The organism is Aromatoleum tolulyticum, from assembly GCF_900156155.1.
Taxonomy (GTDB): Bacteria; Pseudomonadota; Gammaproteobacteria; order Burkholderiales; family Rhodocyclaceae; genus Aromatoleum; species Aromatoleum tolulyticum.
Map to the genome: position 1 here is coordinate 40220 of NZ_FTMD01000001.1, position 25002 is coordinate 65221.

Here is a 25002-nt window from a genome sequence, read left to right on the forward strand (position 1 = left end):
CCTCGCATTGCCGTGGCGCCCGGCGCCCGGCGCTTGGCGCTTAGCGCTGCGCCATCATCGAGAAGGGATCGACGAGCGTGCCGTTGACCTTCAGCTGCCCGCCCTTGTACTCGAGCGACGACTTCACGATGCCCGCGTCACGCTGCAACAGCCCCTGCGCGGCGTAGCCCGAGAGCAGCTTCTCCATCGCCTGCGCGTCGACCTGGCGATCCTGCGACGACGCCGCGCCGAGCCCCTGCAAGTCCGTCAGCAGCCGCTCGGGAAACGACATGCGCCCGCTCAGCTCCAGCTTGGCCATGAGCGCCAGCGGATTGCCCAGATCTTCCGGCTGAAGATCGTTGCCCCGCAGGCGCGCCGCGACCTCGGCCTCGCCGTACGGGCTGCTGAAACTGACGCGATCCAGGCTGAACTCCGGCCCCTGCGCGAGCAAGGCCTTGGCCGGGCGCTCCATCGCGGCGAGCATCGCCTCGCCCTGCGCCTGCGGTGAGGACGCGGCGACATCCCCGCGATATACCCCCATCACGGCGCGGCTCAGATCCGCGAGACTGCGCGCATGCATGTGGTTGAAACTGAGGTCGTAGTGCGCCGGCCCGAAGTTGCGATTGCCCACCTGCACGACCTCGGCCGCCATCTTCGCGTTGATGTCCACGAATTCGCCCTTCACGGGGACATTCACGTCGTAGGTCAGCCGCTTGAGCTGCATCGGGGTCACGGCTCCGCCCTGCTCGCCCGAGACACCCTGCGGAACGAGTTTCAGCTCGGCCAGGGCGAACTTCTGCGTTCCGGCAAACAGGAAGGGTTCGTCGTCGAAGATGTGCCGCTGATCGGCCTCCACGCGCAGGCCGGTCGCCGTCAGCCGCGAGCTGCCGTCTTCGATCTGCACACCCGGGACCTCACCGCGCAGCCTGTAATCCCGCAGGTCGCGGCCGAAGTCGACGGTCGCCGTGAGCCCTTGCCACGTCAGGCGCATGGCCGCGCCGTTCTCGTCGGTCTGCTCGGCAACGAATTCGGGAATCTTCAGCGTGGCCGTGCCGGCGCCGGTAAAACCATATACGGTATTGAGCTCGAAGGGCTTGCGGTCGCCGAAGAGACGCGCGACCACCGCGCGGGCGGAGTCGTCGAGCACCAGTTCGGTGTCCGACACCGCCGCGGCGATCGTCGTCATGCCGGGGAGAGGTCCGTGGACGATTGCCGAACGCAGCGTGAAACGCACGGGCTCGGCCGGCGCCCCCTGCTCGGCCGACAGGGAACGCTCCTCGTCGCCGGGCGCGCCCGCCGCATCGCGCAGCAGTTCGCCGTTGAGCTCGAACGTCACCGTCTCCGTCGAACGGAACCAGCCGCGATCGAACTCGCGCGCGACGATCCGGAAATGAGGCAGCTCGCCGAGCTTGCCGTAATGCGCGTCGAGCGCGGTTTCGATCTGCTTGCCGAACACCCACGACGACGCGGGCAATGCCAGGCCCAGCGCGGCCACGGCGACGACGATTCTGAGGGGTTTGTTCATGTGTGCGGGACTTCGTGACAGGAGGGATGCCCGCGGGTCTGCGGGCACCCTCCTGTCCGTCCCGCTCACGCACCCGGCCGGTCAGGCGGGCGCACGATCCGGTGCGGACAGGCAGGAACGCAGAGCCGGCAGCGGGCCGGGGTTGTCATGTTATATGCAAACCCGGCTCCCGAAAATGCCCTTATCATCTCCCGGGCCGCCGGCGACTGGCGCCGCCTTACATCCGCTCGCCGCGCAGCGTGCGCAGGTGCCAGCTGAACACTTCCTCAAGCAGGTGCGGCGTCTGCTTGCCGGGCGAGAACTGCAGCGCGCGCTTGTAGTAGTCCGACAGCGCCGGCTTGAAATTCGGGTGCGCGCAATTCTCGATGATCGCCTTCGCGCGCTGCTTGGGCGACAGCCCGCGCAGGTCGGCGAGGCCCTGCTCGGTGACCAGCACCTGCACGTCGTGCTCGGTGTGATCCACGTGCGAGGCCATCGGCACGATGCACGAGATCGCGCCGTTCTTCGCCTGCGACGGCGTCATGAAGATCGACAGATATGCGTTGCGCGCGAAGTCGCCCGAGCCGCCGATGCCGTTCATGATCTGCGAGCCCATCACGTGCGTCGAATTGACGTTGCCGTAGATGTCGGCCTCGATCATGCCGTTCATCGCGATCACGCCCAGGCGGCGGATCACCTCGGGATGGTTGCTGATCTCCTGCGGGCGCAGGATGATGCGCTCGCGGTAGCGGCCGAGATCCGCGGTGAGTTCCGCCAGCGCCTCGTTGCTCAGCGAGAACGCCGTCGCCGACGCGCTCGCGAGCTTGCCGGACTTGAGCATCTCCAGCATGCCGTCCTGCAGCACCTCGGTATAGGCGGTCAGGTTCTCGAACGGCCCCTCGTTGAGGCCCGCCATCACGGCGTTGGCGATGTTGCCCACGCCCGACTGCAGCGGCAGCAGTTCGCGCGGCAGGCGGCCCTTCTTCACCTCGTACTGCAGGAATTCCAGGATGTGGCCGGCGATTCTCTTCGAGCTCTCGTCCGGCGGCGTGAACGCCGAGTTGCGGTCCGGCGCGTGCGTCTCGACGACCGCGATCACCTTCTCCGGGTCGCAGCGCAGGTAGGGCTCGCCGATGCGGTCCGAACTGCGCACGAGCGGAATCGGCTGGCGGTTCGGCGGCAGCTGCGTGCCGTACCAGATGTCGTGCATGCCTTCGAGCTGGCTGCTCTGCCACGAGTTGACCTCGAGGATCACCTTGTCGGCCTGGTCCAGCCAGGTCTTGTTGTTGCCGATCGACGACGAAGGGATCAGGCGCCCGTCCTCGAGGATGCCCGCGACCTCGACCACCGCGACGTCGAGCTTGCCGAGGAAACCGAACCACACGAACTGCGCGACGTGCGACAGGTGGATGTCGATGTACTCCATCTCGCCGGCGTTGATGCGCTTGCGGCAGGTGGGATCCGACTGGTAGGGCAGGCGCATCTCGATGCCGTCGACCATCGCCAGCGCGCCGTCGAGGTCGGGCGCGGTCGAGGCGCCCGTCCACACGCCGATCTTGAAGCGCTTGCCGTTCACGTTCGCGTCCATGATGCGTTTGGCCAGCGCCGACGGCACGGCTTTCGGGTAGCCCGCGCCTGTGAAGCCGCTCATGCCCACGTTCATGCCCGACTGGATCAGGCTCGCCGCCTCGTTGGCGGACATGACCTTGCTGCGCAGCGCCGCACAATGGATGCGGTTTTCTTTACTCATGTGATTCACGACTCCACGAAAACGGGACGCCGGCATTCCGGCGCAAACGACCGCCCGGCGGAGGAGTCCGCAAACCTGCCCTGCATGGAATCCGGTGCCGGAACGGCATGGCCAAAGCGCGGCACGGGAAGCGGCCGCGCAAACAATGCGCGCCACCGGTAACCCGATGGCGCGCATTCCGATCAATCGAAGATTCCCGGCGGTGGAGGAGGGAGGAGGCCGCCGGACAACACGATGGACGTGGAGCGCAGTCTAGACAGCGGCTGGCCCGGCGACAAACGACGATTTATGATGTAACAGATTAGAAACACTTAACTGTCCACGATGAGCTACCGCCTGCCCGGCCTCGCCCTGCTGCGCACTTTCGAAGCCGCCGCGCGCCACCTGAGCTTCAAGCAGGCCGCGGCCGAGCTGTGCGTGACCCCCGCGGCCGTCAGCCAGCAGATCAAGGCGCTGGAAGACTGGCTGGGCGTACCGCTGTTCCGCCGCATGACGCGCGCGCTGGCGCTCACCGAGCACGGCCGTGCGATGCTGCCCAAGGTGCGCGAAGGCTTCGACTGCTTCGCCGCGGCCATCGAGAGCACCCGCCAGGCGGTGGCCGGGCCGCTCACGGTGATCGCGCCGCCCTCCTTCGCGAGCCACTGGCTGGTGCCCCACCTCGCCGGCTTCACCGGCGCGCATCCGGAAGTCGCGTTGCAGCTGTCGAGCACCGCGGACACCGTGGACCGCCGCGGCCAGGCGGCCATCGTCGCGGCGCTGGCCGTCGACCCGCGCGACGCCGAGAGCAAGGTCGCCATCCTGTATGGCACCGGCAGCTATCCCGGCCATGTCGTCGACCGGCTCTTCGCCCCGGACTACGTTCCGGTGTGCGCGCCCGCGTTGCTGCGCGGCGACAAGGCGCTGCGCACGCCGGCCGACCTCGCGCACCACGTGCTGATCCACGACGACACCCTGCGCGACGCCGGCCACGGCATCGCCCGCTCCGGCTGGGGGCTGTGGCTGGAACGCGCCGGCGTCACGGGCGTCGATCCGCACCGCGGCACGCGCTTCGCCAACGCCGCGCTGGCGCTCTCCGCGGTGCTCGCCGGCCAGGGCGTCACGCTCGCGTCGCGTTCGCTGATCGAATCGCGGGTGGCCGAAGGCAGCCTCGCGATCCCCTTCGACATACCGCTGCCCTCGCCCTTCGCCTATTATCTGGTCATGCACGAGGCGATCGCGCGGCGCCCGGCCGTCGCCGCCTTCCGCACCTGGCTCACGGCCGAAGCCGCGGCCCAGGCCGACTGAACCGAGCACGGCGACAATGAAAGCGATCCTCACCGGACATACCCAGGGACTCGGCGCCGCGATCGCCGAAGAACTCCTCGCCCGCACGATCCCCGTGCTGGGGTTGGCGCGGCACGCGAACGACGCCCTCGCCGAGCGCTATCCCGACGACCTCTCGCAGGTGCGCATCGACCTCGCCGACACCGACGTCGTCGCCGACTGGCTCGCCGGCGAAACGCTGCGCAGCTTCCTCGCCAACTGCTCGCAGGCGCTGCTCATCAACAATGCCGGCATGCTGCAGCCGGTCGGCCAGCTCGACGTCCTGCCGCCGGAAGCGATCGCGCGTGCCATCGCGCTCAACACCGCGACCCCGCTGATGCTCGCCAGCGCCTTCACCGCCGCCAGCACCGCGGTCGCGGACCGGCGCATCCTGCATGTATCCAGCGGCGCCGCGCGCAGCGCCTATGCCGGCTGGAGCGTGTATTGCGCTTCCAAGGCCGCGCTCGACCAGCACGCGCGCGCTGCCGCGATGGACGGCACGCCCGGCCTGCGCATCTGCAGCCTCGCCCCCGGCGTGGTCGATACCGCGATGCAGGCCGAAATCCGCGCGACGCCCGACGACCGCTTCCCGGTGCGCGCGCGCTTCGAGGCGCTCAAGCGCGACGGCGCCCTCGCCCGCCCCGACGAATGCGCGTTCCGGCTCGTGAACTACCTGCTCGGCGACGAATTCGGCCTGGCCGCGACGGCCGACCTGCGCCAGCTCGCGCCCTGACCTCCTCGCCACTTTCCACTTCACGGGAATACGCCATGCTGATGACCACCACGCCCACCGTCGAAGGCAAGACCATCCGCACCTATCACGGCGTCGTCACCGGGGAGGCCATCATCGGCGCGAACTTCCTCAAGGACATGTTCGCCGCCGTGCGCGACTTCGTCGGCGGACGCTCGGGCGCCTACGAGAAGACGCTGCGCTCGGCGCGCGACACCGCCTTCGAGGAAATGGCCGAAGCCGCGGAAAAGCTGGGCGCCAACGCCATCGTCGGCATCGACCTCGACTACGAGGTCCTCGGCGAGACCAACGGCATGCTGATGGTGGCCGTCAGCGGCACCGCCGTGACGATCGCCTGATTTGCCCAGCAACTGAATGCCGCCTGATTATCAGCGCTCGGCCAGCACCAGCCGCGCCGCGAGCCCCAGGAACACCAGCCCCGCCGATTTGTTGAGCACGCGCCGCGCGGTCGCCGAACTGCGCAGGCGCTGCCCGATCGACGCCGCGAACAGCGCGATCGCGCCGAAGGTCAGCAGCGTCGCGACGATGAACACGAAGCCCAGCCACATCACCTGCAGCGCCACCGGCCCCGCGCCGGTTTCGACGAACTGCGGCAGGAAGGCGAGGAAGAACAGGATCACCTTGGGATTGGTCAGATTCATGACGATCCCGCGCACATACATGCGCCAGCCGTCCGGCGCCGCCGCGCCGACGGCCGGATCGGCCCCGTCGGGCGCGCTCAGCGCCTGCCATGCGAGCCACGCCAGATAGGCGGCACCGACGAATTTCAACACCGTGAAGGCCGTTGGCGACGCCGCGAACACCGCCGCGAGGCCCACGGCAACTGCCGCGGTGTGTCCCAGCAGGCCGGTGCACAACCCCAGCACGACCAGCATTCCCGCCCTGCGCCCGCGCATCGCCGACTGCATCAGCACGAACAGGTTGTCCGGCCCCGGCGCCGCGCCGAGCAGCACCGACACGGCAAAGAACGCGAGGGTGGTTTCGATCGAGGTCATGCCCGTTCCGCCCGCAACGACGCCGACCGGGATCCCGACGCGCCCGCGCTCACAGCAGCCCGGCCACGATGCGCGGCGCGGTGGCGGCGAGGTTCTCGGCGCTGCGCACCTCGGGGAAGCGCTGGCGCGCACGCTGCCCGTTCACGGCGTAATCGACGCCGAAGCAGTCCATCCCGAGCAGATGCGTGCCGGCCGGCACGCTGCCGGCGAGCTGCTGCAGCAGATCCGCCTCCGTCGATTCCGGAAGCACGGGCAGCCCGGCCCAGCGCTCGTCCTCGATCCAGCCCATCTTTCCCGGCCCTCCGATATAGCGGATGCGCTTCGGCTGCAGGCGGAAGAAGGCGAAATCGAGCTCGAGGTACTGCTTCGCGTCCGGCTGGTAGCGCAGATAGCGCGCAAGCAGCTCCGCCGACGGTTCGAAGCGCTCGACGTCGCCGATCAGCGTCATGCGCACCCCGGCCTGGACGCTGCCGTTCTCGGTACCGACCACCGAAAGACTCGCGCGCGGGTCCGCGAGCAGGTTCTTCGTATGCTCGGCAAGCAGGCTGATGCAGAACAGCGGACGCTGCGCCGCGTCGACGACGCAGGGCAGCGCCGTCGCGTAGGGGTAGCCCGCGAGCTGCGTCGAATGCGTCGCCAGCGTGGCGTGAGCGGCTTCGTGAAGCAGGTGGATGGCGGGAACGATGGTGATCTTCATGCCCGCCACTGTGTCGCCCCCACCTGCCGGCGTCAATGAACTATTTCTGCTCCCGACGGAAAATTGCCGCCCTGCCGCTCACAGCGACTTCAGGAACTCCACCAGATCGGCCTTCTGCTCGGGCGTCAGTCCCAGCGCGAAATGCGTATCGTAGTGATCCACGACGGCCCCCAGCGTCGGGGCGCTGCCGTCGTGGAAATACGGCGGATGCTGCCACAGCGCGCGCAGCGGCGTGGTGCGGTACCTCCCGGTCGCCGTGCGCCGCGCATAACCCGGGTCCATCCCCGTCTCGGCCGCATCGTGCAGCAGCGGCGTGTCGGCATCCGGTCCGTTCTGCACGTCGGTGTAGGTCGGTGCGATGTGGCAGGTGCCGCAGCGCGCGGTGCCGTTGAAGAGCGCCGCGCCGCGCTGCGCCGCCCCGGCGTTCACGCTGCCCTCCGGCGGGCGGGGCGCCGGCTGCCTCAACTGGTAGGCCAGCAGTGCGGGCAGTTTCGGCGTGACGAGATCCGGTGTCTGCTCGATCGATATGCCCAGGCGCGGATCGGAAAAGCTGCCGTGCCCGCCCATCTGCGTCACCGCGACGTAGTTGTTCCAGTAGGAAATCGGACCGTCGCCGGTAAAGGTCTCGAAAGGCACGCCCGCGAGTCCGTAGGCCGGCGGGATCACCAGCGGCCCGTTGATGCCGTCGATGTTGAAGCGCGGGTCGTAGCGGCCGGGGCCCCAGGAGTTGTAGACCGCCTTCACCTCCTCGGGCAACGCGGGCGACAGCGCGATGATCGCGCCCGGATTCAGGTCGAGGTTCGGCCAGCCGTCGAGGCGCCGCCCTACGCCGGGAGCCACCGAGTTGTCGACGGTCGAGTGGCACAGCGCACACGTGATCCCCACCGAGACGAGGCGCCGCCCCTTCACCTTTCCCACGACGCCGACTACCGCATTGCGTCGCAGCAACTCCACCGTCGTCTTCGGATCGTTGAGATCGTGCTTCGCGAGGAAGTTACGCGGCAGCGCCGTCGCATCGACTTTCAATCCGACGGCCAGCGCCGTGGCCGGGCTCACCGCCGCGGGGATCACCTCGTGCATGCGCAACACGGAGGTCCACAACTGTTCGTCACCGAAGGTGTCGAAACGGAAGATGTATTGCCCCGAATGCCGGTTCCCTCCGGGCTGCGCGTCCCCGAGTGCCGGCGTCGCCGACAGGGCAAGAGCCACTGCCGCCGCGAGGGCGGACAGCGTGAATCCGGACGCCGCGAGAACGCGACGTGCGGCCGGTTTCCGCGCGGCGGCAGCGGGATCGATAGGCTTGCTCATGATGCACTCCTCCTCGGCCGGGAGAGGCATCATCACGCGGGATGCGGCGTACCCCTCCGCTTGCTGAAGATTAGAGGCAATGTGCGAGCGAAAGGTTACAACTCCATTCCGCCCGAGTGATCTACCGCTTGACTTCGAGCAGCTCGACGACGAAGGTCAGCGTGCTGTTGGGCGGGATCGTCCCGGGGATTCCGCGCGCGCCATAAGCCGTCTGCGGCGGACAGGTGATGCGCACCGAGCCGCCCGGCTTCATCAGCTGCAGCACTTCGGTCCAGCACGGAATCACGCCGCTGACCGGGAACTCGGCCGGCTGTCCGCGGCTGTACGAGCTGTCGAACTCCCGTCCGTTCGCGAGCGTGCCCTGGTAATGCACACGCACGACGTCGGTCTTCGTCGGCGCAGTGCCCGTCCCCTCCTTGTAGCGCTCGAGCGTGACGCCGGACGGCAGGGTTTCCGCCACCGGGCCGGCAGCGTGGGCGGCAATCGAGAAACAGGCAAGTACCATTGCGGAGAACAGGCGCATCACTTGGCTCCAATCGGGGCTGGCTGTTCCAGCCAATCAAAGTAGAAAACTCGACCGCGTCCGAAGACCGCGATCAGTCGTGTCCCGCAATTATTGTCGAAAACGGCTTTCGCGGTGCGGACACACCCCGGGTGATTGCATGGCCGCCGCATCGTTCCCGCATGACGGGACGATCGGGCGGGTGCCCGACCGGATAAAAAACCGTGAGAGCCCGGCAGGACTCTCACGGAAACCACCACCACCTGGATTTCAGGCCGCCGCGACGGCCGGCCGCTACACGGCCCTGACCGTCAGATCCACTTGAAGTACGCGGACAGGCCGATGAAGTTGATGCTCTGGTCGGCGCTGCTGTTGGCTGTAGTGCCATCCACGTAGACGTGTTCGCCCGTCCACGTCGAATCGCTCACGCGCCAGCGGTCGTGCATCAACTGCAGCTTCAGGCCGCGATCGCGGGCCAGCGCGTAATCGGCGGTCAGGCTGAGCGTCGTCTGCCGGTAGGTGATGTCGGGCACCGCGGCTCCGCCCGCATTGCGCAGCTTGAATTCGCTGCGGTTGTCGGCCCAGCGCAGCTCGGCATCCAGCGCAAGCTTCGCCGTCGCGCGGATCTGCGCCCGCAGGCCGGCGTTGGTGCCCTCGCTGCGCAGGTCGGCACGCCACAGGTACAGCGGCACGCTGCTGTCGTAGCCCATGACCGTGCGCTGCAGCATGCGCGAGTCGTCCTGCGACACCCAGGCACTGAGCTTGCTGTCGTCCGACAGGGACCAGGTGGCGTCGGCCGAGTAGGTCACCGCCTTGCCCCGGTCGTTACCCGCAGGCGATCCCTTGTGCGACTTGTAGTCGTCGTTGGAGTACTGCGCGGCGAATTGCACCGCCAGCGTCTCGAGCGGCGACCAGTCGAGGCTCAGCTTCGCCTTGTCCCGGCTGCGATCGGCCCAGTGGATGGGGTTGATGTACTGCGTGCTCAGGTTGGGCTCGCCGCCGATGAGGCCGTTGCCGGAGAAGAAGTCGCCGAAGGCATAGCTGCTCGTCGTGCGGTACGAGCCGCCGGAGCGGTCGCTGTGGATGTAGCTCAGGCTGCCGTTGAGGTTCTCCGCCAGCGAACGGCGCAGGCCGATGCGCGCCGACCATTCGGTAGTCTTGCGGCGCCAGTCGAGCGAGCGGCTGGAAGGTACTTCACGCGTGCGCTCGTCCCACTCCACGCCACCGAACAGGCTCACTGAAGCCGGCAGGCGATAGGTGCCGTCGAGCTTCGCCGTGACCGTCCGGCGCGAGGTGTCGTGGTAGAAGCCGCTGCCGGTGTAGAAGCGGACGGCCGGATCGAAGAACTGGCGGCGCGGGGTCTTGTCGTCGCGGTCCTCGTAACGCAGGTTCGCGTTGAGGGTCATCGCGGAGGTCGGCCGCGACGCCAGCCCGAGGGTGACCAGCGTGGTATCGACCCGGCCATTGAGCGAGTCATGGCCGAAGGTGTTCGGCACCGCGAAGCTGTCGTTCTGCAGGCCCTGCGTGTAGGACACCTTGAACATGCCGCGCGTCGTGGGCGAGAAGCGGTACGCGCCGGACAGATGCACGTTGTGCGCCTCGTTGTCCGGCGGCAGCGAGATGCTGTGCGAATTGAACGCCGATTCCGCGCCGATCGCGCCGTTCAGGTGCAGCGCCTTGTCCTGGTTGCGGAAGAAGGAGCCCAGGTAGCCGCCCGACAGCTGCAGCCGGTCGCCGACGTAACCGAGCGTCGCCTCGAATTCCTGCGTTGTCTGGTCGATCGGTTCTGCGGCGAATTTCGGTCCCACGCCGAGATCGTAGAACCCGAAATGCCGGTCGCCGTCCTTCTGCTCGTTGCGGAAGCGGACCTGCACGCTCAAGCCGCCGCCGAGCTGCTTGCCGAGCCCGAGGGTGGTGGTCTCGCGCTTCACTTCCGGCGTGTACGACAGCATCGGCCCGCCGACGTTGACCGTCTGCTCGGTGCTGCCCAGTCCGCGAACCGGCGTGGTGAAGGTCAACGGATCGTGTCGTTCGATCTGACCGTATTCGAGGAAGTACGACCAGTTGCCCTGCTGCTCGCGGTCGATCCGCAGGTCGCGATTGTCCAAGCCGAGGTTGCGCCCTTTCAGGCGCAGCCACGTTCCGGTCGCATCGTCGCGCCGGTTGACGTCGACGTTGCCGAGGAAAGCCGTGTCGCCGTCCTCCAGTCCCGTGTACAGGCCGAAGCGGCTGCCGCTGCCGCCGACATAGCCGGCGCCGACACTCACCGAACTTTCCGGCCGCGTCAGCAGCGCCAGTTCTTCGGCAGACATTTCCTGCGCGGATGCCGACCCGAAGGCGAGCAGCAGGCCCGCGGCGACGGCGCTCAGGCGGAGGCTGTGCATGTGTTGCGTTTTCATGATGTGTCCTCCCTTAGCGAACCAGCGAACGATTGACCGAGCTATTCAGCGGGCTGTTGCCACCGTGCAGATTGGTGTGGCAGTTGACGCACTGACGGGCGCTGGCGATGTCGGGCTGGGGCAGCGCGAGAGAGGCGTTCGTGCGCGACGACGGCGCGATCCCCTGGTGGGAACCCGGCTCGTGGCATTCCTGGCACAGGAAGGGCATCGACTGCTTGAGCAGGCGGGCGTTGGAACTGCCGTGCGGGTTATGGCAGATCGCGCAATCCTCGGTGACCGGCTGATGGTTCCACAGGAAGGGACCGCGCTTCTCCGCGTGGCACGCATAGCAAGTGTCGATCACGGTATCGCGGGCCATCAGCTTCGGGCCGGCCGATCCATGCGGGTTGTGGCAGTCCGAACAGGCGACCTTGCCTTCCTTGATGGGATGGCGCGACGCCTTGTTGATCTCGTTGCGCTTGTCCTTGTGGCAGGTGAAGCACTTTTCCGGCTGCGTCTGCTTGTCGCGCACCTTGTCGTGCTGGGCATGCACCTGATGGCAGGACGTACAGGCGAGGTCTTCCTGCTCGTGCGTGCTGCCCTGCCAGAGCATGCGCTTGGCGCCCGAGTGGCAGTTCAGGCACTGCGCATTGCGTTCGGCCACCGGCGTCTTCGATTTGGCACCGAAGCTCACCGTCGGCTGCGGGCGCTCGGTGGCGTCCTCGGGAATGCGGATATGGGTCTCGCTGGCGCCGTGACACGCGGTACAGCTGCCGGTGCGGCCGTCGGCAACGGTGCCGTGCTTGGTCTTGCCGATATCGAACACCGGATACGATTCCGTACCGTCATGGCACCGGGTGCATACCTGGTCGCCCTTGAGCACCTTGTCCCTGGCGCCGCCTTCCGTCGCAGCGTGGACGTTGGCGACGAAGCCAAGCACGGCGAAGAGCCCGACGATCACCATCCTGCTTGTTTTTGACATATTGACTCCCTGAAATTAAAAGACGCCCGGCCCCCGATCGGGCCGGGCGTCCCGGCTGCTACAACTTCTGCTTCACGACGATGTCGGCCGGCGTAATGCCCTTCGGCTCGTTGTGGGCGATGCCGAAATGACAGTCGATGCAGGTGAGGCCTTCTTCGCGCCCCTTCTCATGCCGCGCCTGCGCCGTCTCGGTCTGCAGATCGGAGCTCATCTTGGTCGCGGTGTGGCAGTGACGGCACTCGCGCGAATCGGTTTCCTTCATCCGCGTCCACACGTTCGTCGCCAATTCGGCCCGATGCTCCCGGAATTTCTCCTTGGTATCGATCTTGCCCACGACGAAATGCTGGTAAAGCTCCCCTACCGCCTTGACCTTGCGGATCCATTTATCCACCGGCTCGCGCGGGACATGGCAATCCGGACAGATCGCCCGCACTCCGGTGCGGTTGGTGTCATGGATGGAGCCGCCGTATTCGGCGTACACGTTGTTGCGCATTTCATGACACGAGGTGCAGAACGCCTCCGTCATCGTGTAGTCCATCGCCGCAGATCCGCCGGCCACGCCCACAATGGTTGCGACGACGGTAATGCCGATCAGCAGGAAAGGATTGCGCCTGGCCAGCCAGCCGCCAATCCGGTTCAGTATTTTTTTCATGGCGCGCCTTCAATGATCGAAAGGCGCTTTACAGGGAAAGAATCCAGCTGACGAGATTCCGGATTTCCTCCGGATCCTTGCTCTTGACCATCTGGTGCGGCTCCTCGCGCCCGTCGATCTTCACCTTGTTCGGCACCGTGATGTGCTTGGTGAGCTTGTCTTCGGCCTCTGCCTTGCCGCGATATTTGGCTGCCACCTCGCGATACGCCGGGCCATCCTTCTTGCTTTCCACGGCATGGCAATTGAGGCACTTGCTCTTGCGCAGCAATCCCACTGCGGCATCCTCGTCGGCGGCAAATACCGCCATCGAATTCAAGGCAACGACCGACCCGAGTGCAATTACGAGCTTGCGCATTTCATGTTCTCCAGAACGTTTTAAAACCATCTATCTGTTGGAAGTCGCGTCGCCCCGATAACGGCCGATATCCGCCTCGGCGCACCACGCGCCGAAGAGAGGGCTCAGAAGGAAATTCTTGATTGCGGCGCGGAATGATCGCCCACGGGGAAATTCATGCAGGACGGCCGATCCGCGCACACTGCGAAGTTTGCTCATGTATTAGGAGGGCACTCCCGCGAATTGCACGCGCAATTGCACCCTGACAATTGATGACAAACCCCTTATCGAGGCGTGGGGATTCTAGGTCCGCACCAATGGTGTGATAAGGACGTGAAAACGGGATACATTGTTTCCCCGCGGAGACAGTTCGCTACAGCGCTAAGGCATATAATCGTGCGTGAGGCATACCTCACTGGCCGCCATGCACGACTTGAACGATTTCTATTATTTCCACGCGGTAGTGACCTACCACGGCTTTTCCGCTGCGGCCCGCCAGATCGGCGTACCCAAGGCGACCTTGAGCAAACGCGTGGCAAAGCTCGAGGAACGGCTGCAAGTCCGCCTGCTCGAACGCTCGACGCGCCAGTCGCGAATGACCGATGTCGGGCGCGCGTTCTATGAGCACTGCCAGAGCATATTGGCGGGCGCGGAGGCAGCCGAAGCGGCGGCGGCACAATCCCATGCCGAGCCGCAGGGAATCGTTCGGGTGAGCTGTCCTCAGGGACTGATCCAGAATCTCGTCGAGGATCTGTTGCCCGGCTTCATGAAGCGATATCCGAAGCTTCGCGTGCAATTGAAAGTCATCAATCGCCGCGCCGACCTCATCGAAGATCGGGTCGACATCGCAATTCGCGCCCGATCGCGCCTCGACAACGACCACAACCTGATCGTTCGACCGCTGGGATACAGCAGGCTCGTGCTCGTGATGAGCCAGCAATTCTTCGCGACCTTCGGACAGAGGCCCACCATCGATTGCCTGGCGAGCCTCCCCACGCTGTCGATGGTCGAGGATGCCGATGAAGATGTCTGGGAACTGGTCGGACCGGACGGGCAGACACGCAACTTCCGCCTCACGCCGCGTTTGTTCTGCAGCGATTTCGAATTGCTGCGCAAGGCCACGCTCGAAGGGCTCGGGGTTTCACTTCTTCCCGAGCACATCTGCATGCCATGGCTGCTGACCGGTGAGCTTGTCAATGTGCTGCCCGACTGGCACACCCGGCCCGCGATCGTTTATGCGGCCTTCATCAGCCGGAAGGGCCTCCTGCCCTCGGTGAGGACACTGATCGATTATCTGGTCCTCGAAATTCCGCGGATACTCAACCAGAGTTCGGCAAATTGTCCGAATGCCGTCAAGGCATAAGCACGAAGCTTCAATTCCCTTTGAAAGGAGCGCACGCAATTATCCGGCGCGAATCGGATGCAGCGCTCACCCCGAGCTTTTCGTTTCCCCGTTAATCACGTAGCCCCCTCCTTCGCTTGCGTGCGGGGCATTGGCTTATCCCGCAAAAGCAGCAGGCGCCCCCTTGCGGGGGCGCCATCGCCAATCAAACGTATTCAGGCTGCGGCGTCAGACGAAGGCAGCCTTGTGGGCCGCGACATAGGCGCCCATGGTCGTCAGCGGACGTCCCAGCAGTTGCTCCCCGTCCGGAGAGACGACGGCGGCAAGATTGTCGCCGAACAGGTTGAACAGCTCGACCAGCCCCTTCGATTGCCACTCCGGCCAGCCGCTGTCGATCATCGACTTCAGCGTCGTCGCGTTGTCCGGCGAGACATGGCTGACCGGCTTGCCGGTGACGGAGGAGAAGATGCGCGCGAAATCCTCTCCGCCGAGAAGCTCCGGCCCGGTAATGTTGTAGGCCTTGCCTGCATGCCCGCCGCTGCACAGGATGTTCGCAGCGATTTCGCCGATGTCCGCCACATTGAGCGGAGCGAAGCGCCCGTCGCGGATGCCGAAGTAGAACGCGCCCTGCTTGATGCCGTCGGCCCAGCCGACAAAGTTGTCCTGGAAGAAGATGGTGCGCAGGTGGGTCCACTTCAGGCCCGACGCCTCGAGGTACTTCTCGCCGAAGCGGAACTGGCGGGCGAAGAGGATCGCCTCGTACTCGGCGCCGACGACCGAGAAGAACAGCACATGCTCGACCGAGCCCGCGGCGACGGCGGCGTCGATCGCATTCTTCGCATGCTCCTCGCGGTTGGGGACGTTGCCGATGATCAGGAACAGCTTGTTCACACCCGTGAACGCCGGGGCCAGGGTCGCCGGCCGATCGAGGTCGAGGAGCACCGTCTCGACGCCGGGAAAGCGCTGCCGCAGCGCGGCCGCCTTGTCTTCGGAACGCACGCCGGCGCGGATGACGTACTGGTCCTGATGCTTGCGCACCAGCGCGTCGATGGTGGCGACGCCGTTGTTGCCGGCTGCGCCGATGATGAGAAGAACGGGTTTGCTCATGACTGGACTCCGATGGCGAATTTGATCGCGAATTGATGGGTTCGAACGGTTGGGGTTGGGGGTTATGGGTGAATCGGACGGGCGCACGCCCCCATGCGTGCGTCCTCCATTCCAGTTCCGGAGCGCGTCTCAGCGCTCCGCGGATTCCGCCATCTCGATGACGATGAAGTGCGCCGTGGGGCCTGCGAGGGAGAATTCGAGCTCTGCCGGGCCGACAACCTCCAGGGCGTCGCGCTCGTCGAGCTCGGCCACGCCCTTGACCGCGACGCGCCCCTCGATGTTGTTCACGTACGCCTGCCGCCCCGCCTGCACCGTGAAAGTCACGCGGGCCTCGGGATCCTGCAGCTCGCTCACGTACAGATTCACGTCCTGGTTGAGGTACAGCGGGACTTCGTGCCGGTTGTCGGTATTGCCGACGATGTGCAGCAGCCGGTTCAGGCGGGCCTCGGGATCGAAGCGGCGCTGGGCATAACGCACCGGCAGATTGGCGGCCGGCGGCAGGATCCAGATCTGCAGGAAACGGCACCACTCGTCGTCGCGGTTGAGTTCCGAGTGCCAGACGCCGGTACCGGCGGTGACGACCTGCACGTCGCCGCGACCGAGCGTCGCCTCGACCTTGGTCGCGTTGTCCCAGTGGGTCAGCTTGCCGCTGACCACGTAGCTGACGATTTCCATGTCGCGGTGCGGATGACGGCCGAAGCCGTCGTGCGGATTGACGTTGTCGTCGTTGAGGACCCGCAGTGCGCCGAACTGGATGTTGTCCGGGTTGTGATAAGCCGCAAACGAGAAGTGGAAGTAGGTGTCGGCCGGATGCCGGTCACTGGCCGGCAGGTAATGCAGCGTGGCGGCGTCGATCTTGCGGAACTGCGGGGACATCGTGTGGGCTCCTGCCTCGTTTGTTGGAGCCACTTTAATTATGTAGAGTCACACAATAAATCGACCGCAATACAAAATATATTTACGCTCAATGCAACAATACGACTTTCTCGCCCTGCAGAGCTTCGTCGCCGTCGTCGAGTCCGGCAGTTTCAGCAAGGCCGCGGAACAGCTCGGCGCCAGCACCGCGGCGATCAGCCGGCGCGTCTCCGGCCTCGAGCAACAGCTCGGCCTACAACTGCTGCGCCGCACCACCCGACGCATCGATCTCACCGAGGCCGGCCAGCAATTCTATGGGGATGTGGTCAACGTCTTTCTCCTCCTGGGGGAAGCCGAGGAGCGCGTGCGGGCCGGCACCGAGCGCGTATCCGGGCTCATGCGTGTTGCCGCGCCGATGAGTTTCGGCATCCAGAAACTGGCCCCCGTGCTCCCGCCCTTCATGCAGCGCCATCCGGACCTGAAGGTCCAGCTGTTGCTGGAGGACCGGTACACCGACCTCGTCGCGGAAGGCATCGACGTCGCGGTGCGCATCGGCACGCTGGCGGACTCCACACTGGTCGCGCGGCGGCTCGGCTCCGTCGACCGCATCTTCTGCGCCGCACCGGCCTACCTGGACGCCCGCGGCGTGCCGGAAAAACCCGCAGACCTGGCGGATCACGACTGCCTGCAGTACGCCCAGCGCGGCCCCCGCGAAGACTGGAGCGCCATCCTCGGCGCCCCGGACACGCTGGAGATTCGTGGCAACCTGACCGCCAACAACGGCGAAGTGCTCAAGGAATGCGTCATCCAGGGCATGGGCGTGGCCCTGCTGCCAGCCTTCGTGGTGGAGGACGCGCTCGCCGACGGGCGGCTGCGCCAGCTGCTGCCGGACTACAGCCCCGCCCCCTTCGGTCTCTACGCCGTGCGGCAGTCCAGCCGCCTGATCCCCGCCCGTGTGCGGCTGTTCATCGAATACCTGAGCGAGGCTTTCGGCGACTGACAGGCGCCCGCACACCGCGGGGCCGGCCGTGCGCCGCAAACCACACGGGGTCAGCGACTCCGCTCGCGCGCGAGGCACCTCGTCAGCTGCGCCTTGGGCACGCGTTGAATCGTGCGCAGCAGCTCGACGGACACGTCATTCACCGCGTGACGTTCACGCAGCTCATCTTCCAGGCGCAGCAGAAGGCTGGCCGCCATTTCCGCATCGGCCAAAGCCCGGTGGTAGCGGCCCGCCACCGGCAGATTCGCATATTCGACCAGGGCACCCAGCTTGTGGCTCGGCGCCAGCGGGAAAATCCGGCGCGACAGCAGCAACGAGCAGACGAACTCCTGCCGCCTGCTTCGCTCGATGCGCGCCAGCTCGGCATCCCAGAATTTGCAGTCGAACGAAGCGTTGTGGGCCACCAACGGACGGTCGCCGACAAAGTCCGCCACCTCCTGCATCACCTGTGCCGCCGGCGGCGCGCGCCGAATCATCTCGTTGGAGATTCCGGTCAGCGATTCGATGAAGGACGGAATCCGGACGCCTCCGTTCATCAGGCTCTGGTAGCGGCCGACAATCTTGCCGTCCTCCAGAATCACTGCCGCAACCTCCGTTGCACGGTCACCTTGTCCTGGCGACAGACCGGTCGTTTCAAAGTCGATTACCGCGACGACTTCCATGCCTCGCCCCCTAAACCCGGCTGGACAGGGCCGTGGCCCGACACTTGTCGCACACCTCCCACGGCGGGCAATCACACACCCGAGGATGCTCAACGTAGCGACTGCCGACCTGGACCTTGCCGGACGAGTCCTGATTCTTGGCTGAAACGCTCTTCTGCGCCCGCCCGTCGTCAGCAGATGCATCGTGAGGCGTTGGCGACCATCTGGAAAACGGGGCCAGGTCATCCTTGCCCTCGACGTACCAGATCTTTCGCCCAGCATCCCACCGCGCACCAAGCTTCTTGGCTTGGTCCTTTTCCGCGAAGGGGACCTTCAGGTTCAGCCTCATCTTGCTCCCAAGCCTCGGGTTACGGGCCGCCATTATATGTTGCGTCCCGGCTGATCAGCCCGCTGCAGTCAAGCGCCCCTTGGCAAACGAAATCCGCCGCGAACTCGATAGCGCGGGTCGGCGGCTGAAGACTCACCGGCAACGCCGGCCGGATGCGGAACTCAATGCGGCGCTGAAAACACGCGACGACGCTCGATTGCACCGATGCTCGGGAGTACCAGCGTCCTCCGTGCCGTGAGCATCTGCGTGCAATCGGCCGCGGGCACTGGCCGGCTGAACAGGTAGCCCTGCATCTCGTCACAATCATGACGGCGCAGGTAAGTCATCTGGTCGCCCGTCTCGACGCCTTCGGCGATGACGCTGAGCCGCAGGTTGTGCGCCAGGCCGATGATCGCGACGCAGATCGAGGCGGCGTCCGGATCGGCGGTGATGTCGCGCACGAAACTCTGATCGATCTTGAGCTGGTCGATCGGGAAGCGTTTCAAGTAGCTGAGCGACGAGTAACCCGTGCCGAAATCGTCAATCGCGACCTTGATGCCCATTTCGCGGATCGCGCCGAGCTTGCGGATGTTCACCTCGATATCCTCCATCAGCAGACTCTCGGTGAGTTCGAGATCCACATAATTACTCTCGCCCGGATGTGACGCGAGGGCCTGCTCCAGCGTGTTGAGGAAGTCCTTGCGGCGCATCTGCACCGCCGACACATTCACAGCCACCCGCGGAACCGGCAAGCCCGCGGCGCGCCACGACGCCGCATCGGCCAGGGCTCTTTCGAGCGCCCAGCGGCCGACCTCGACAATCATTCCGGTTTCCTCGAGCGTGGGAATGAATGCCGCCGGAGAGATCAATCCCTTGTCCGGATCGCGCCAGCGGATCAGCGCTTCGAGCCCGACCACCGTGCCGTCCTTCAGGCTCACCTTCGGTTGGTAATGCAGTACGAACTCGTCCTTTTCGAGGGCCCGGTGCAAGCGGTTCTCGAGCGAGAGTTGCTCGGACACCTGCGCATTCATCTGCGGTGCGTAGAACAGGTAACGGTCCTCGTTGACGCCGGCCTTGCGCAACGCGGTCTCCGCATTGACGAACAAGGTCTCGGCATCCCTGCCGTCGCTCGGATAGAGCGCAATGCCGAACCGGAACGTGAGATGCAGATCCTTGCCCTCGATCGCAAAGGGCTGGCCGAGGCCGCGGAGCATCGCCCTGTCGAGCAGGTGGGCGACATCCGCCGCGTCGTCGAGCCCGGCCATGATGACGGCGAAGTGGTCGCTGCCGATTCGCGCGAGGCGGTCGGTACCGCCGAACGCCACGCCGAGCCGCTCGGCCACGAGCTTGAGCAGCGTGTCGCCGGTGTGGCGGCCGAAAGTGTCGTTGATGCTCTTGAAGCGCTCGATGTTGATCAGTGCGAGCGCCACCAGCGCACCCTCGCCGCCCTCGCGGCGCGCTTGCAGCAGCTGGCTGAGGCGGTCGTGGATCAGCGTGCGGTTGGGCAGATCGGTCAGCGCGTCGTAATAGGCCAGATGATCGAGTTGCTCGCCCTTGCCGATGTACTCGAGGGCGAAGGAGATATCGCCGGCCATCTCCTCGAGCAGGGCAAGTTCCATTTCGTCCTCGAACACGCCGACATCCGCGGCATAAAGAGCCAGCACGCCGGTCAGGCGTCGATCCTCGAACAGCGGGAAAACGGCGGCCGAGCGACAGCCGTGCGCCAGGACGTCGCATGGAAACACCTCTTCCTCCGAAGCTTCGATGTCGTTGCAGGAAACGAAACTGCGCTGGCGGATTGCGCGTCCCAGCAATCCCGTGTCGGCGTCGACCACGCTTGCCGCAACGGTGGATTCCGCGTCGGCCGGAGGCAGCGGTCCGCTGTCCTCGGCGATCCATGCGACGGGCCGGAGTCTCCGCCCGTCGGACTCGAGCAGACCGATCCAGGCCAGCCGGAATCGCCCGAGTTCGACGGCGATGCGGCAGGCCTCCCTGAACAATTCATGACGGTCATGCACGCGCACGATCGTCGTGTTGATGCCCGAAAGCACGGCGTAAATCCGATTGAGGTTGGCAACCTTCTGCTCGGCGCGCGTCCGCTCGACGACTTCTGCCTGCAGCGCCGCGGTACGCTGCGCGACCAGATCCTCCAGGTGCTGGTACAGCTGCGCACGCTGGACCGCCAGCGCCGCCTGGCTGCCGACCGCTTCGAGCAGACGCAGATCTTCGCCGCTGAAGACGCTCTTGTCATTGCCGACGACGTTCATGATGCCCAGGCGCTGTTCGCCGACCGTCAGCGGGATGCTGGCGTGGGCCCGCGCGCCGCCGGCCTCGGCGACCCCGGAATTCGACAGGCGATCGCAGTCTACAACCGCGCCCCCATGCCCGAGGTCCCCCGCGCGCAACATGCGCAGGCAGCGACAGTCGCCTTCGAATGCCGCGGGCTGCTGCATCGCCGGCGGCAGCGCACTCGTCGCGATGGTGCGCATGTGGCCGTCGCCATCGTCGAGCCATACCCAGCCGGCGCGAAAATCGGGCAGTTCGAGCACGCCCTGCAGGGCCTGGTCGCAAACCTCGGCCTCGGTGGTCACGCGGTTGAACTGCGCGGCGATGCGATAGAGCACACGCAGGGTCCGGTTCGACAGCGCAATCTCGCGCTGCTGCGCCTGCAGTTCCTCGTTCATGTGCACCGCTTCCTCATAGGTCGAGATCAGCAGGTCGATGATCTGCTCCCGCCCCGATGCGATGTAGTGCTTCTTGCCCCCCATGTAGATTTCCATGCCCATCTTGACCTCGCTGCTCTTGCGCAGGTCGAGGTTGAGCAGGATGTATTCGATTCGCGCGAGCAGCGCTTTCGGCTCGTACGGCTTGCGGATGAAATTGTCGGCCCCGCATTCGAGGCTCTTGGCGATGTCCTGGAGTCCGGACAGCGAAGTCACGATGACCACGGGAAGGCCGTTGAGCGCCGGATCGGATTTGAGCGTGGCACACAATTCGTAGCCGTCCATCTCGGGCATCACGACGTCGGTGATGACCAGCGCCGGCTTGCGCTCGCGCACGGCCACCAGTGCCAGCTTGCCGTTGGCGGCGACGCGGACCGTGTGCCCCTGCTGTTCGAGCAGGAAGCGCAGCTGCGCCGCCTGGGTGGCACTGTCCTCGACGACGAGGATGTCGACGCCATGGATCTGATTGGTTTCGTTTGCCATGAGCATTCCCTCTTGCGTCACTTCAGGCTACTTGCGAAGCGGCATTTCCTGGCCTGCCACCAGATTGACGAGCACGGCGGCGATCTGCTCGGGCGAAAGGACATACCTTGCCGCATCGAGCGTCACAGCTTCGCCGGGCATGCCGAAAACCACCGACGATTCGCGATCCTGGGCAAAGGTGATTCCGCCCGCCTCCCGCATGGCTTTCAGTTCGCACGCGCCGTCGCGGCCCATGCCGGTGAGCAATACGCCGGCATGGGCCGCGCCGAAACTCGCCACGACCGAGCGGAACAGCACCGACACGGAGGGTCGCACGCCGTGTTCCTTCGGCCCGTCGACCAGCGCGATCGTCCCGTTCGCCTGCACCTGCATATGCCTTCCGCTCGGCGCCACGTAAGCCACCCCCGGCCGGGCCGGCTCCCCGCCCGCCGCGATGCGCACCCGGTAGCCGGTGGTGTCCGCCAGCCACTCGGTGAGGCCGTCGACGAAGCTGTCGCTAATATGCTGGACGATCACGATCGGCACCGGAAAGTCCTTCGGCAACTCGGAGAGCAATCGCTGCAGCGCGATCGGGCCGCCGGTCGATGCGCCGATCGCCACGATGCGAAGCGCGTTGACGGCCCCCGCCCCCACCCCGGCCGGGGCGTGGCTCGCGCGCCCCCCGCGCGGCCAGCGCTTGACCACCGGGACTTCCGACATCAGCCTCACGGTGCGGACCAGTTCCTCCGCATCGGCGGCGAAATCCGGATGCCCCACGCCGCGGGGCTTGGCGAGCACGGACAGCGCGCCGGCCTCCATCGCATGGAAGTTCGCCGCAACCTCCTTCGGATCGGTCGTCGCCGTCGCCATCACGATGCGCGTCGGCCAGGTCTCCATGATCTTGCGGGTCGCGGCGAAGCCGTCCAGCCCCGGCAAGTGGATGTCCATCACGATGACATCGGGCCGCAGGCGCCCGGCTTCGCGCACAGCCGCCTCGCCGTCGTTTGCGACCCCGATCACCTCGGTCTCCGGGGCGCCATTCAGGATATGCGCCAGCAGCTCGCGCGCCACCGGCGAATCGTCGACGACGAGCACACGGATCTTCGCTCCCGTCGCCACGATATTCATGTCAGCCTCCGGATCGCCTCGATCAGATTGCTCTGGTCGAAGCTGCTCTTGACGATGTAGGCATTGGCACCGACGTCGATGCCCCGTTCCTTGTGCGCGCGCGACTCGAGCGCCGTCACCAGCACCACCGGCAGCGCGGCGAACTTCCGGTCCTGGCGGATGTGGGCCGTCAGGTCGAAGCCGTCCATGCGCGGCATTTCGACGTCGGAAACAACGACATCGAATTGCCGGTCGTGCAGGAGCGTCAGCGCGTCGATGCCGTCCACCGCGGTCGCCACGTCGTAGCCGGACGATTCGAGGATGTTCTTGAGCAGCGAACGCGACGTTATCGAGTCTTCCACGACCAGCACGGCGCGGCGCGGCGCCCTAGCCGACTCCGGCGCGGGGATCGCAGCGGCCGGTCGCGCGCGCAGCGCCGACTTCATCAGATCGGGAACGCTGAGGATAGGCACCAGCCGGCCCGGGCCGAGAACGGTCGCGCCGGCGATGTTGCGCACGCGCTTGAGTTGCGGCCCCAGACCCTTCACCAGCACCTCCTGATCGCCGAGCACCGCGTCGACGACGAAGGCGATGCGCTTTCCGCCGCTTGCCAGCACGGCCAGCTGCACATGACGGTCATCCTCTCCGGCCGGAGCTGCGATCGGCACGCCCAGCACTTCGGACAGTCTGACCAGCGCGACGGCCTGGCCTTCGAGTTCGATTGCTTCGCGGTTCTCGACGGTCCTGATCGCGCCGGACTCGACCCGCGCCACGCGTTCGACGCTGCGCGCCGGGAGCACGAACTGACTATCCCCGACCGCCACCAGCAGGCCGCGAAAGTTCGCGAGCGTCGTCGGCAGCACGATCCGGAATTGCGTGCCGCCGCTCTCGGGCAACTCGATCGCGATGCGGCCGCCGAGCTTTTCGACCTTTTCGCGGACGATTGCAAGGCCGAGGCCGCGCCCTGAAATGTCGGTCAGGATCGCACTCGTGGACAGTCCCGATTCGTAGATCAGCGCCAGCGCGTCGTCCCGCGACAAGCCGCCGGCATCCTGCGGCACGACGAGGCCGAGCTTGCGGGCCGCCGCGGTCACCTTCTCGACATCGATGCCGGCGCCGTCATCGGCGATCAGCACCTCGATCTGGTTGCCATCCTTCGGCGTCACGGCGATTGCGAGCCGGCCCCGCGGCGGCTTGCCGCGACGGGCGCGCTCGGCCGGCACCTCGACGCCGTGGTCGATCGCGTTGCGCACCAGGTGGATCAGCGGATCCTTCATCTGCTCCAGGATGCGCCGGTCGATTTCGATCGCCGCACCGTCGACGCACAATTCGACCTGCTTGCCACTGTCGCGGGCGAGATCCCGCACGAGTTTCGGCAGCAATTCGAGCAATCCGGCGAAGGGCTGCATCAAGGCCTGCTTCATGTCCTCCTGCAGGCTATTGACGATGCCACCGAACGTTCGCCGTTCCTGTTCGGCCGTACGGAGCAGGCGACCCAGGCGCTCGTGCAGCGATCTGGCGACCCGCTCGTCGCGTTCGACGGCGTCGCACAGCTTGTCGACGCCCGACGGCAAGCGCTCGCCCCGCGCACCATTGACGGCCCGCTCGCGCATCCGCCGCAAAATGCCGACTTCACGCGCGCTCGTGCCGCAGGCCTTCTTCCACTCGCTGACCTCGGCGTGGAGGGTGCGCAATTCGCCCGCCAGATGGCCGGCGCTGAACTTGAAGGCGAGCAGATCTTCGGCCTGAACGAGTAGCGCCGTCAGCCGGGCGGTCGAAATGCGCACCGTGCCGGCTGCGTCGGGCACCGGCGAAGATGGACGTTCGGATCGCTCCACCGCCGGCGCCGGCACGCCGACGGGCGCGGGCGCTTCGATCGGCGGCGCCATTTCGGCAGGCGGCGGCCGCGGCACCGCCGCCTCTTCGCCGGCCAGCAGGCGTCCGAGCGTGTCGATGCGGCGATCGAGCGTTTCCAGCAGCGCCGGCGAGAGCGCGATTTCCTGCCGCTTCAGCGCCGCCAGCGGACTCTCCAGCGCGGTGCATGCCGCTTCGACCTCGCTTAGTCCCACCGCGCGGGCCGCGCCCTTCAGGCTATGCGCTTCACGGAACAGGGTTTCGACCAGCTGCGGCAGGCGCTCCGCCGGTGCCGGCTGCTCGAGTTCGAGCACCAGCGAAACCATCGCCCGCAGGTGCTCGTCGGCCTCGACCCGGAAGGTCGCCAACAAATGCTTGAGGAAGGCTTCATTGTCCAACGGCATTGCGTCACCTACCCCGCCTCAGCGTTCGTTACCGGCCCACCGGGT

22 protein-coding genes are annotated in these 25002 nt (G+C 66.1%); 5 read left to right on the forward strand and 17 right to left on the reverse strand.

The genetic code is table 11. From position 1 onward, the window contains the following. Positions 1 to 40: 40 nt before the first annotated feature. Both BW991_RS00215 and BW991_RS00220 read right to left on the reverse strand, forming a co-directional pair. A complete protein-coding gene (locus BW991_RS00215; RefSeq protein ID WP_076600092.1) occupies positions 41 to 1504 on the reverse strand; it encodes a YdgA family protein in 1464 nt (487 codons plus the stop codon). Between the two features lie 217 nt (positions 1505 to 1721). Next, complete coding sequence (locus BW991_RS00220; protein ID WP_076600093.1) at positions 1722 to 3233, reverse strand: succinyl-CoA:acetate CoA-transferase ScpC; 1512 nt, start codon at positions 3231 to 3233, stop codon at positions 1722 to 1724. Positions 3234 to 3557: 324 nt separating this feature from the next. On the opposite strand from BW991_RS00220, the gene gcvA reads away from it, so the two are divergent. Genes gcvA through BW991_RS00235 form a run of 3 tightly spaced genes read left to right on the forward strand, consistent with a single transcriptional unit; the run spans position 3558 to position 5624 of the window. Next, the gene (gene gcvA, locus BW991_RS00225) at positions 3558 to 4517 is read left to right on the forward strand and encodes a transcriptional regulator GcvA (protein ID WP_076600094.1); all 960 of its coding nucleotides are present in this window, start codon (positions 3558 to 3560) and stop codon (positions 4515 to 4517) included. 16 nt (positions 4518 to 4533) lie between these two features. Further along, positions 4534 to 5268, forward strand: a complete 735-nt coding sequence (locus tag BW991_RS00230; RefSeq protein WP_076600095.1) for an SDR family oxidoreductase — start codon at positions 4534 to 4536, stop codon at positions 5266 to 5268. 35 nt (positions 5269 to 5303) lie between these two features. Next, positions 5304 to 5624, forward strand: a complete 321-nt coding sequence (locus BW991_RS00235) for a heavy metal-binding domain-containing protein (RefSeq protein ID WP_076600096.1) — start codon at positions 5304 to 5306, stop codon at positions 5622 to 5624. A 30-nt stretch (positions 5625 to 5654) separates the two neighbouring features. Here BW991_RS00235 and BW991_RS00240 read toward each other — a convergent pair whose 3' ends face one another. The 8 genes from BW991_RS00240 to BW991_RS00275 form a co-directional block, all read right to left on the reverse strand. Continuing rightward, the gene (locus BW991_RS00240; RefSeq protein WP_076600097.1) at positions 5655 to 6281 is read right to left on the reverse strand and encodes a LysE family translocator; all 627 of its coding nucleotides are present in this window, start codon (positions 6279 to 6281) and stop codon (positions 5655 to 5657) included. Positions 6282 to 6330: 49 nt separating this feature from the next. Next, a complete protein-coding gene (locus BW991_RS00245) occupies positions 6331 to 6978 on the reverse strand; it encodes a HugZ family pyridoxamine 5'-phosphate oxidase (protein WP_076600098.1) in 648 nt (215 codons plus the stop codon). 78 nt (positions 6979 to 7056) lie between these two features. Next, entirely contained in the window at positions 7057 to 8286 is a 1230-nt protein-coding gene (locus tag BW991_RS00250; protein WP_076600099.1) for a c-type cytochrome, read from the reverse strand. Positions 8287 to 8407: 121 nt separating this feature from the next. Then, entirely contained in the window at positions 8408 to 8809 is a 402-nt protein-coding gene (locus BW991_RS00255; protein WP_076600100.1) for an FKBP-type peptidyl-prolyl cis-trans isomerase, read from the reverse strand. A 290-nt stretch (positions 8810 to 9099) separates the two neighbouring features. After that, positions 9100 to 11187 (reverse strand): MtrB/PioB family decaheme-associated outer membrane protein, encoded by a 2088-nt coding sequence (locus BW991_RS00260; protein ID WP_076600101.1) that lies wholly within the window; start codon positions 11185 to 11187, stop codon positions 9100 to 9102. A gap of 13 nt (positions 11188 to 11200) precedes the next feature. Beyond that, a complete protein-coding gene (locus tag BW991_RS00265; RefSeq protein ID WP_244551568.1) occupies positions 11201 to 12148 on the reverse strand; it encodes a DmsE family decaheme c-type cytochrome in 948 nt (315 codons plus the stop codon). Positions 12149 to 12206: 58 nt separating this feature from the next. Continuing rightward, positions 12207 to 12800 carry a NapC/NirT family cytochrome c gene (locus BW991_RS00270; RefSeq protein WP_076600103.1) on the reverse strand — a complete coding sequence of 198 codons (594 nt, stop codon included), beginning with the start codon at positions 12798 to 12800 and terminating at the stop codon, positions 12207 to 12209. Positions 12801 to 12828: 28 nt separating this feature from the next. After that, on the reverse strand, positions 12829 to 13155 hold the full coding sequence (locus BW991_RS00275) for a c-type cytochrome (RefSeq protein WP_076600104.1): 327 nt from the start codon (positions 13153 to 13155) through the stop codon (positions 12829 to 12831). Between the two features lie 403 nt (positions 13156 to 13558). Here BW991_RS00275 and BW991_RS00280 point away from each other — a divergent pair, with 403 nt between their 5' ends. Continuing rightward, complete coding sequence (locus BW991_RS00280; protein WP_076600105.1) at positions 13559 to 14497, forward strand: LysR family transcriptional regulator; 939 nt, start codon at positions 13559 to 13561, stop codon at positions 14495 to 14497. 207 nt (positions 14498 to 14704) lie between these two features. Here the strand turns inward: BW991_RS00280 and BW991_RS00285 are convergent, their stop codons facing one another. After that, complete coding sequence (locus BW991_RS00285; RefSeq protein WP_076600106.1) at positions 14705 to 15583, reverse strand: SDR family oxidoreductase; 879 nt, start codon at positions 15581 to 15583, stop codon at positions 14705 to 14707. A gap of 129 nt (positions 15584 to 15712) precedes the next feature. Further along, positions 15713 to 16459 (reverse strand): pirin family protein, encoded by a 747-nt coding sequence (locus BW991_RS00290; protein WP_076600107.1) that lies wholly within the window; start codon positions 16457 to 16459, stop codon positions 15713 to 15715. A gap of 91 nt (positions 16460 to 16550) precedes the next feature. On the opposite strand from BW991_RS00290, the gene BW991_RS00295 reads away from it, so the two are divergent. Beyond that, positions 16551 to 17438: a LysR family transcriptional regulator gene (locus BW991_RS00295; protein ID WP_076600108.1), complete on the forward strand. Its 888-nt coding sequence runs from the start codon at positions 16551 to 16553 to the stop codon at positions 17436 to 17438. A gap of 50 nt (positions 17439 to 17488) precedes the next feature. On the opposite strand, the gene BW991_RS00300 is transcribed toward BW991_RS00295, so the two are convergent. From BW991_RS00300 to BW991_RS00320, 5 genes are all read right to left on the reverse strand, one after another. Then, positions 17489 to 18100: a 3'-5' exonuclease gene (locus BW991_RS00300; RefSeq protein ID WP_076600109.1), complete on the reverse strand. Its 612-nt coding sequence runs from the start codon at positions 18098 to 18100 to the stop codon at positions 17489 to 17491. 10 nt (positions 18101 to 18110) lie between these two features. Continuing rightward, positions 18111 to 18461: a DUF5710 domain-containing protein gene (locus BW991_RS24045; RefSeq protein WP_342066719.1), complete on the reverse strand. Its 351-nt coding sequence runs from the start codon at positions 18459 to 18461 to the stop codon at positions 18111 to 18113. Positions 18462 to 18589: 128 nt separating this feature from the next. Next, positions 18590 to 21613 (reverse strand): EAL domain-containing protein, encoded by a 3024-nt coding sequence (locus BW991_RS00310; RefSeq protein WP_076600110.1) that lies wholly within the window; start codon positions 21611 to 21613, stop codon positions 18590 to 18592. Positions 21614 to 21640: 27 nt separating this feature from the next. Next, complete coding sequence (cheB, locus tag BW991_RS00315) at positions 21641 to 22720, reverse strand: chemotaxis-specific protein-glutamate methyltransferase CheB (RefSeq protein ID WP_076600111.1); 1080 nt, start codon at positions 22718 to 22720, stop codon at positions 21641 to 21643. Continuing rightward, complete coding sequence (locus BW991_RS00320) at positions 22717 to 24957, reverse strand: hybrid sensor histidine kinase/response regulator (RefSeq protein WP_076600112.1); 2241 nt, start codon at positions 24955 to 24957, stop codon at positions 22717 to 22719. The genes cheB and BW991_RS00320 overlap by 4 nt, the downstream gene beginning before the upstream one ends. Positions 24958 to 25002: the final 45 nt, after the last annotated feature.

Bases quoted from the DNA above. Each gene is read 5' to 3' on its own strand.
- BW991_RS00215 (WP_076600092.1), bottom strand. From the start codon at position 1,504: ATGAACAAACCCCTCAGAATCGTCGTCGCCGTGGCCGCGCTGGGCCTG.
- BW991_RS00220 (WP_076600093.1), bottom strand. From the start codon at position 3,233: ATGAGTAAAGAAAACCGCATCCATTGTGCGGCGCTGCGCAGCAAGGTC.
- gcvA (WP_076600094.1), top strand. From the start codon at position 3,558: ATGAGCTACCGCCTGCCCGGCCTCGCCCTGCTGCGCACTTTCGAAGCC.
- BW991_RS00230 (WP_076600095.1), top strand. From the start codon at position 4,534: ATGAAAGCGATCCTCACCGGACATACCCAGGGACTCGGCGCCGCGATC.
- BW991_RS00235 (WP_076600096.1), top strand. From the start codon at position 5,304: ATGCTGATGACCACCACGCCCACCGTCGAAGGCAAGACCATCCGCACC.
- BW991_RS00240 (WP_076600097.1), bottom strand. From the start codon at position 6,281: ATGACCTCGATCGAAACCACCCTCGCGTTCTTTGCCGTGTCGGTGCTG.
- BW991_RS00245 (WP_076600098.1), bottom strand. From the start codon at position 6,978: ATGAAGATCACCATCGTTCCCGCCATCCACCTGCTTCACGAAGCCGCT.
- BW991_RS00250 (WP_076600099.1), bottom strand. From the start codon at position 8,286: ATGAGCAAGCCTATCGATCCCGCTGCCGCCGCGCGGAAACCGGCCGCA.
- BW991_RS00255 (WP_076600100.1), bottom strand. From the start codon at position 8,809: ATGCGCCTGTTCTCCGCAATGGTACTTGCCTGTTTCTCGATTGCCGCC.
- BW991_RS00260 (WP_076600101.1), bottom strand. From the start codon at position 11,187: ATGAAAACGCAACACATGCACAGCCTCCGCCTGAGCGCCGTCGCCGCG.
- BW991_RS00265 (WP_244551568.1), bottom strand. From the start codon at position 12,148: ATGTCAAAAACAAGCAGGATGGTGATCGTCGGGCTCTTCGCCGTGCTT.
- BW991_RS00270 (WP_076600103.1), bottom strand. From the start codon at position 12,800: ATGAAAAAAATACTGAACCGGATTGGCGGCTGGCTGGCCAGGCGCAAT.
- BW991_RS00275 (WP_076600104.1), bottom strand. From the start codon at position 13,155: ATGCGCAAGCTCGTAATTGCACTCGGGTCGGTCGTTGCCTTGAATTCG.
- BW991_RS00280 (WP_076600105.1), top strand. From the start codon at position 13,559: ATGCACGACTTGAACGATTTCTATTATTTCCACGCGGTAGTGACCTAC.
- BW991_RS00285 (WP_076600106.1), bottom strand. From the start codon at position 15,583: ATGAGCAAACCCGTTCTTCTCATCATCGGCGCAGCCGGCAACAACGGC.
- BW991_RS00290 (WP_076600107.1), bottom strand. From the start codon at position 16,459: ATGTCCCCGCAGTTCCGCAAGATCGACGCCGCCACGCTGCATTACCTG.
- BW991_RS00295 (WP_076600108.1), top strand. From the start codon at position 16,551: ATGCAACAATACGACTTTCTCGCCCTGCAGAGCTTCGTCGCCGTCGTC.
- BW991_RS00300 (WP_076600109.1), bottom strand. From the start codon at position 18,100: ATGGAAGTCGTCGCGGTAATCGACTTTGAAACGACCGGTCTGTCGCCA.
- BW991_RS24045 (WP_342066719.1), bottom strand. From the start codon at position 18,461: ATGGCGGCCCGTAACCCGAGGCTTGGGAGCAAGATGAGGCTGAACCTG.
- BW991_RS00310 (WP_076600110.1), bottom strand. From the start codon at position 21,613: ATGGCAAACGAAACCAATCAGATCCATGGCGTCGACATCCTCGTCGTC.
- cheB (WP_076600111.1), bottom strand. From the start codon at position 22,720: ATGAATATCGTGGCGACGGGAGCGAAGATCCGTGTGCTCGTCGTCGAC.
- BW991_RS00320 (WP_076600112.1), bottom strand. From the start codon at position 24,957: ATGCCGTTGGACAATGAAGCCTTCCTCAAGCATTTGTTGGCGACCTTC.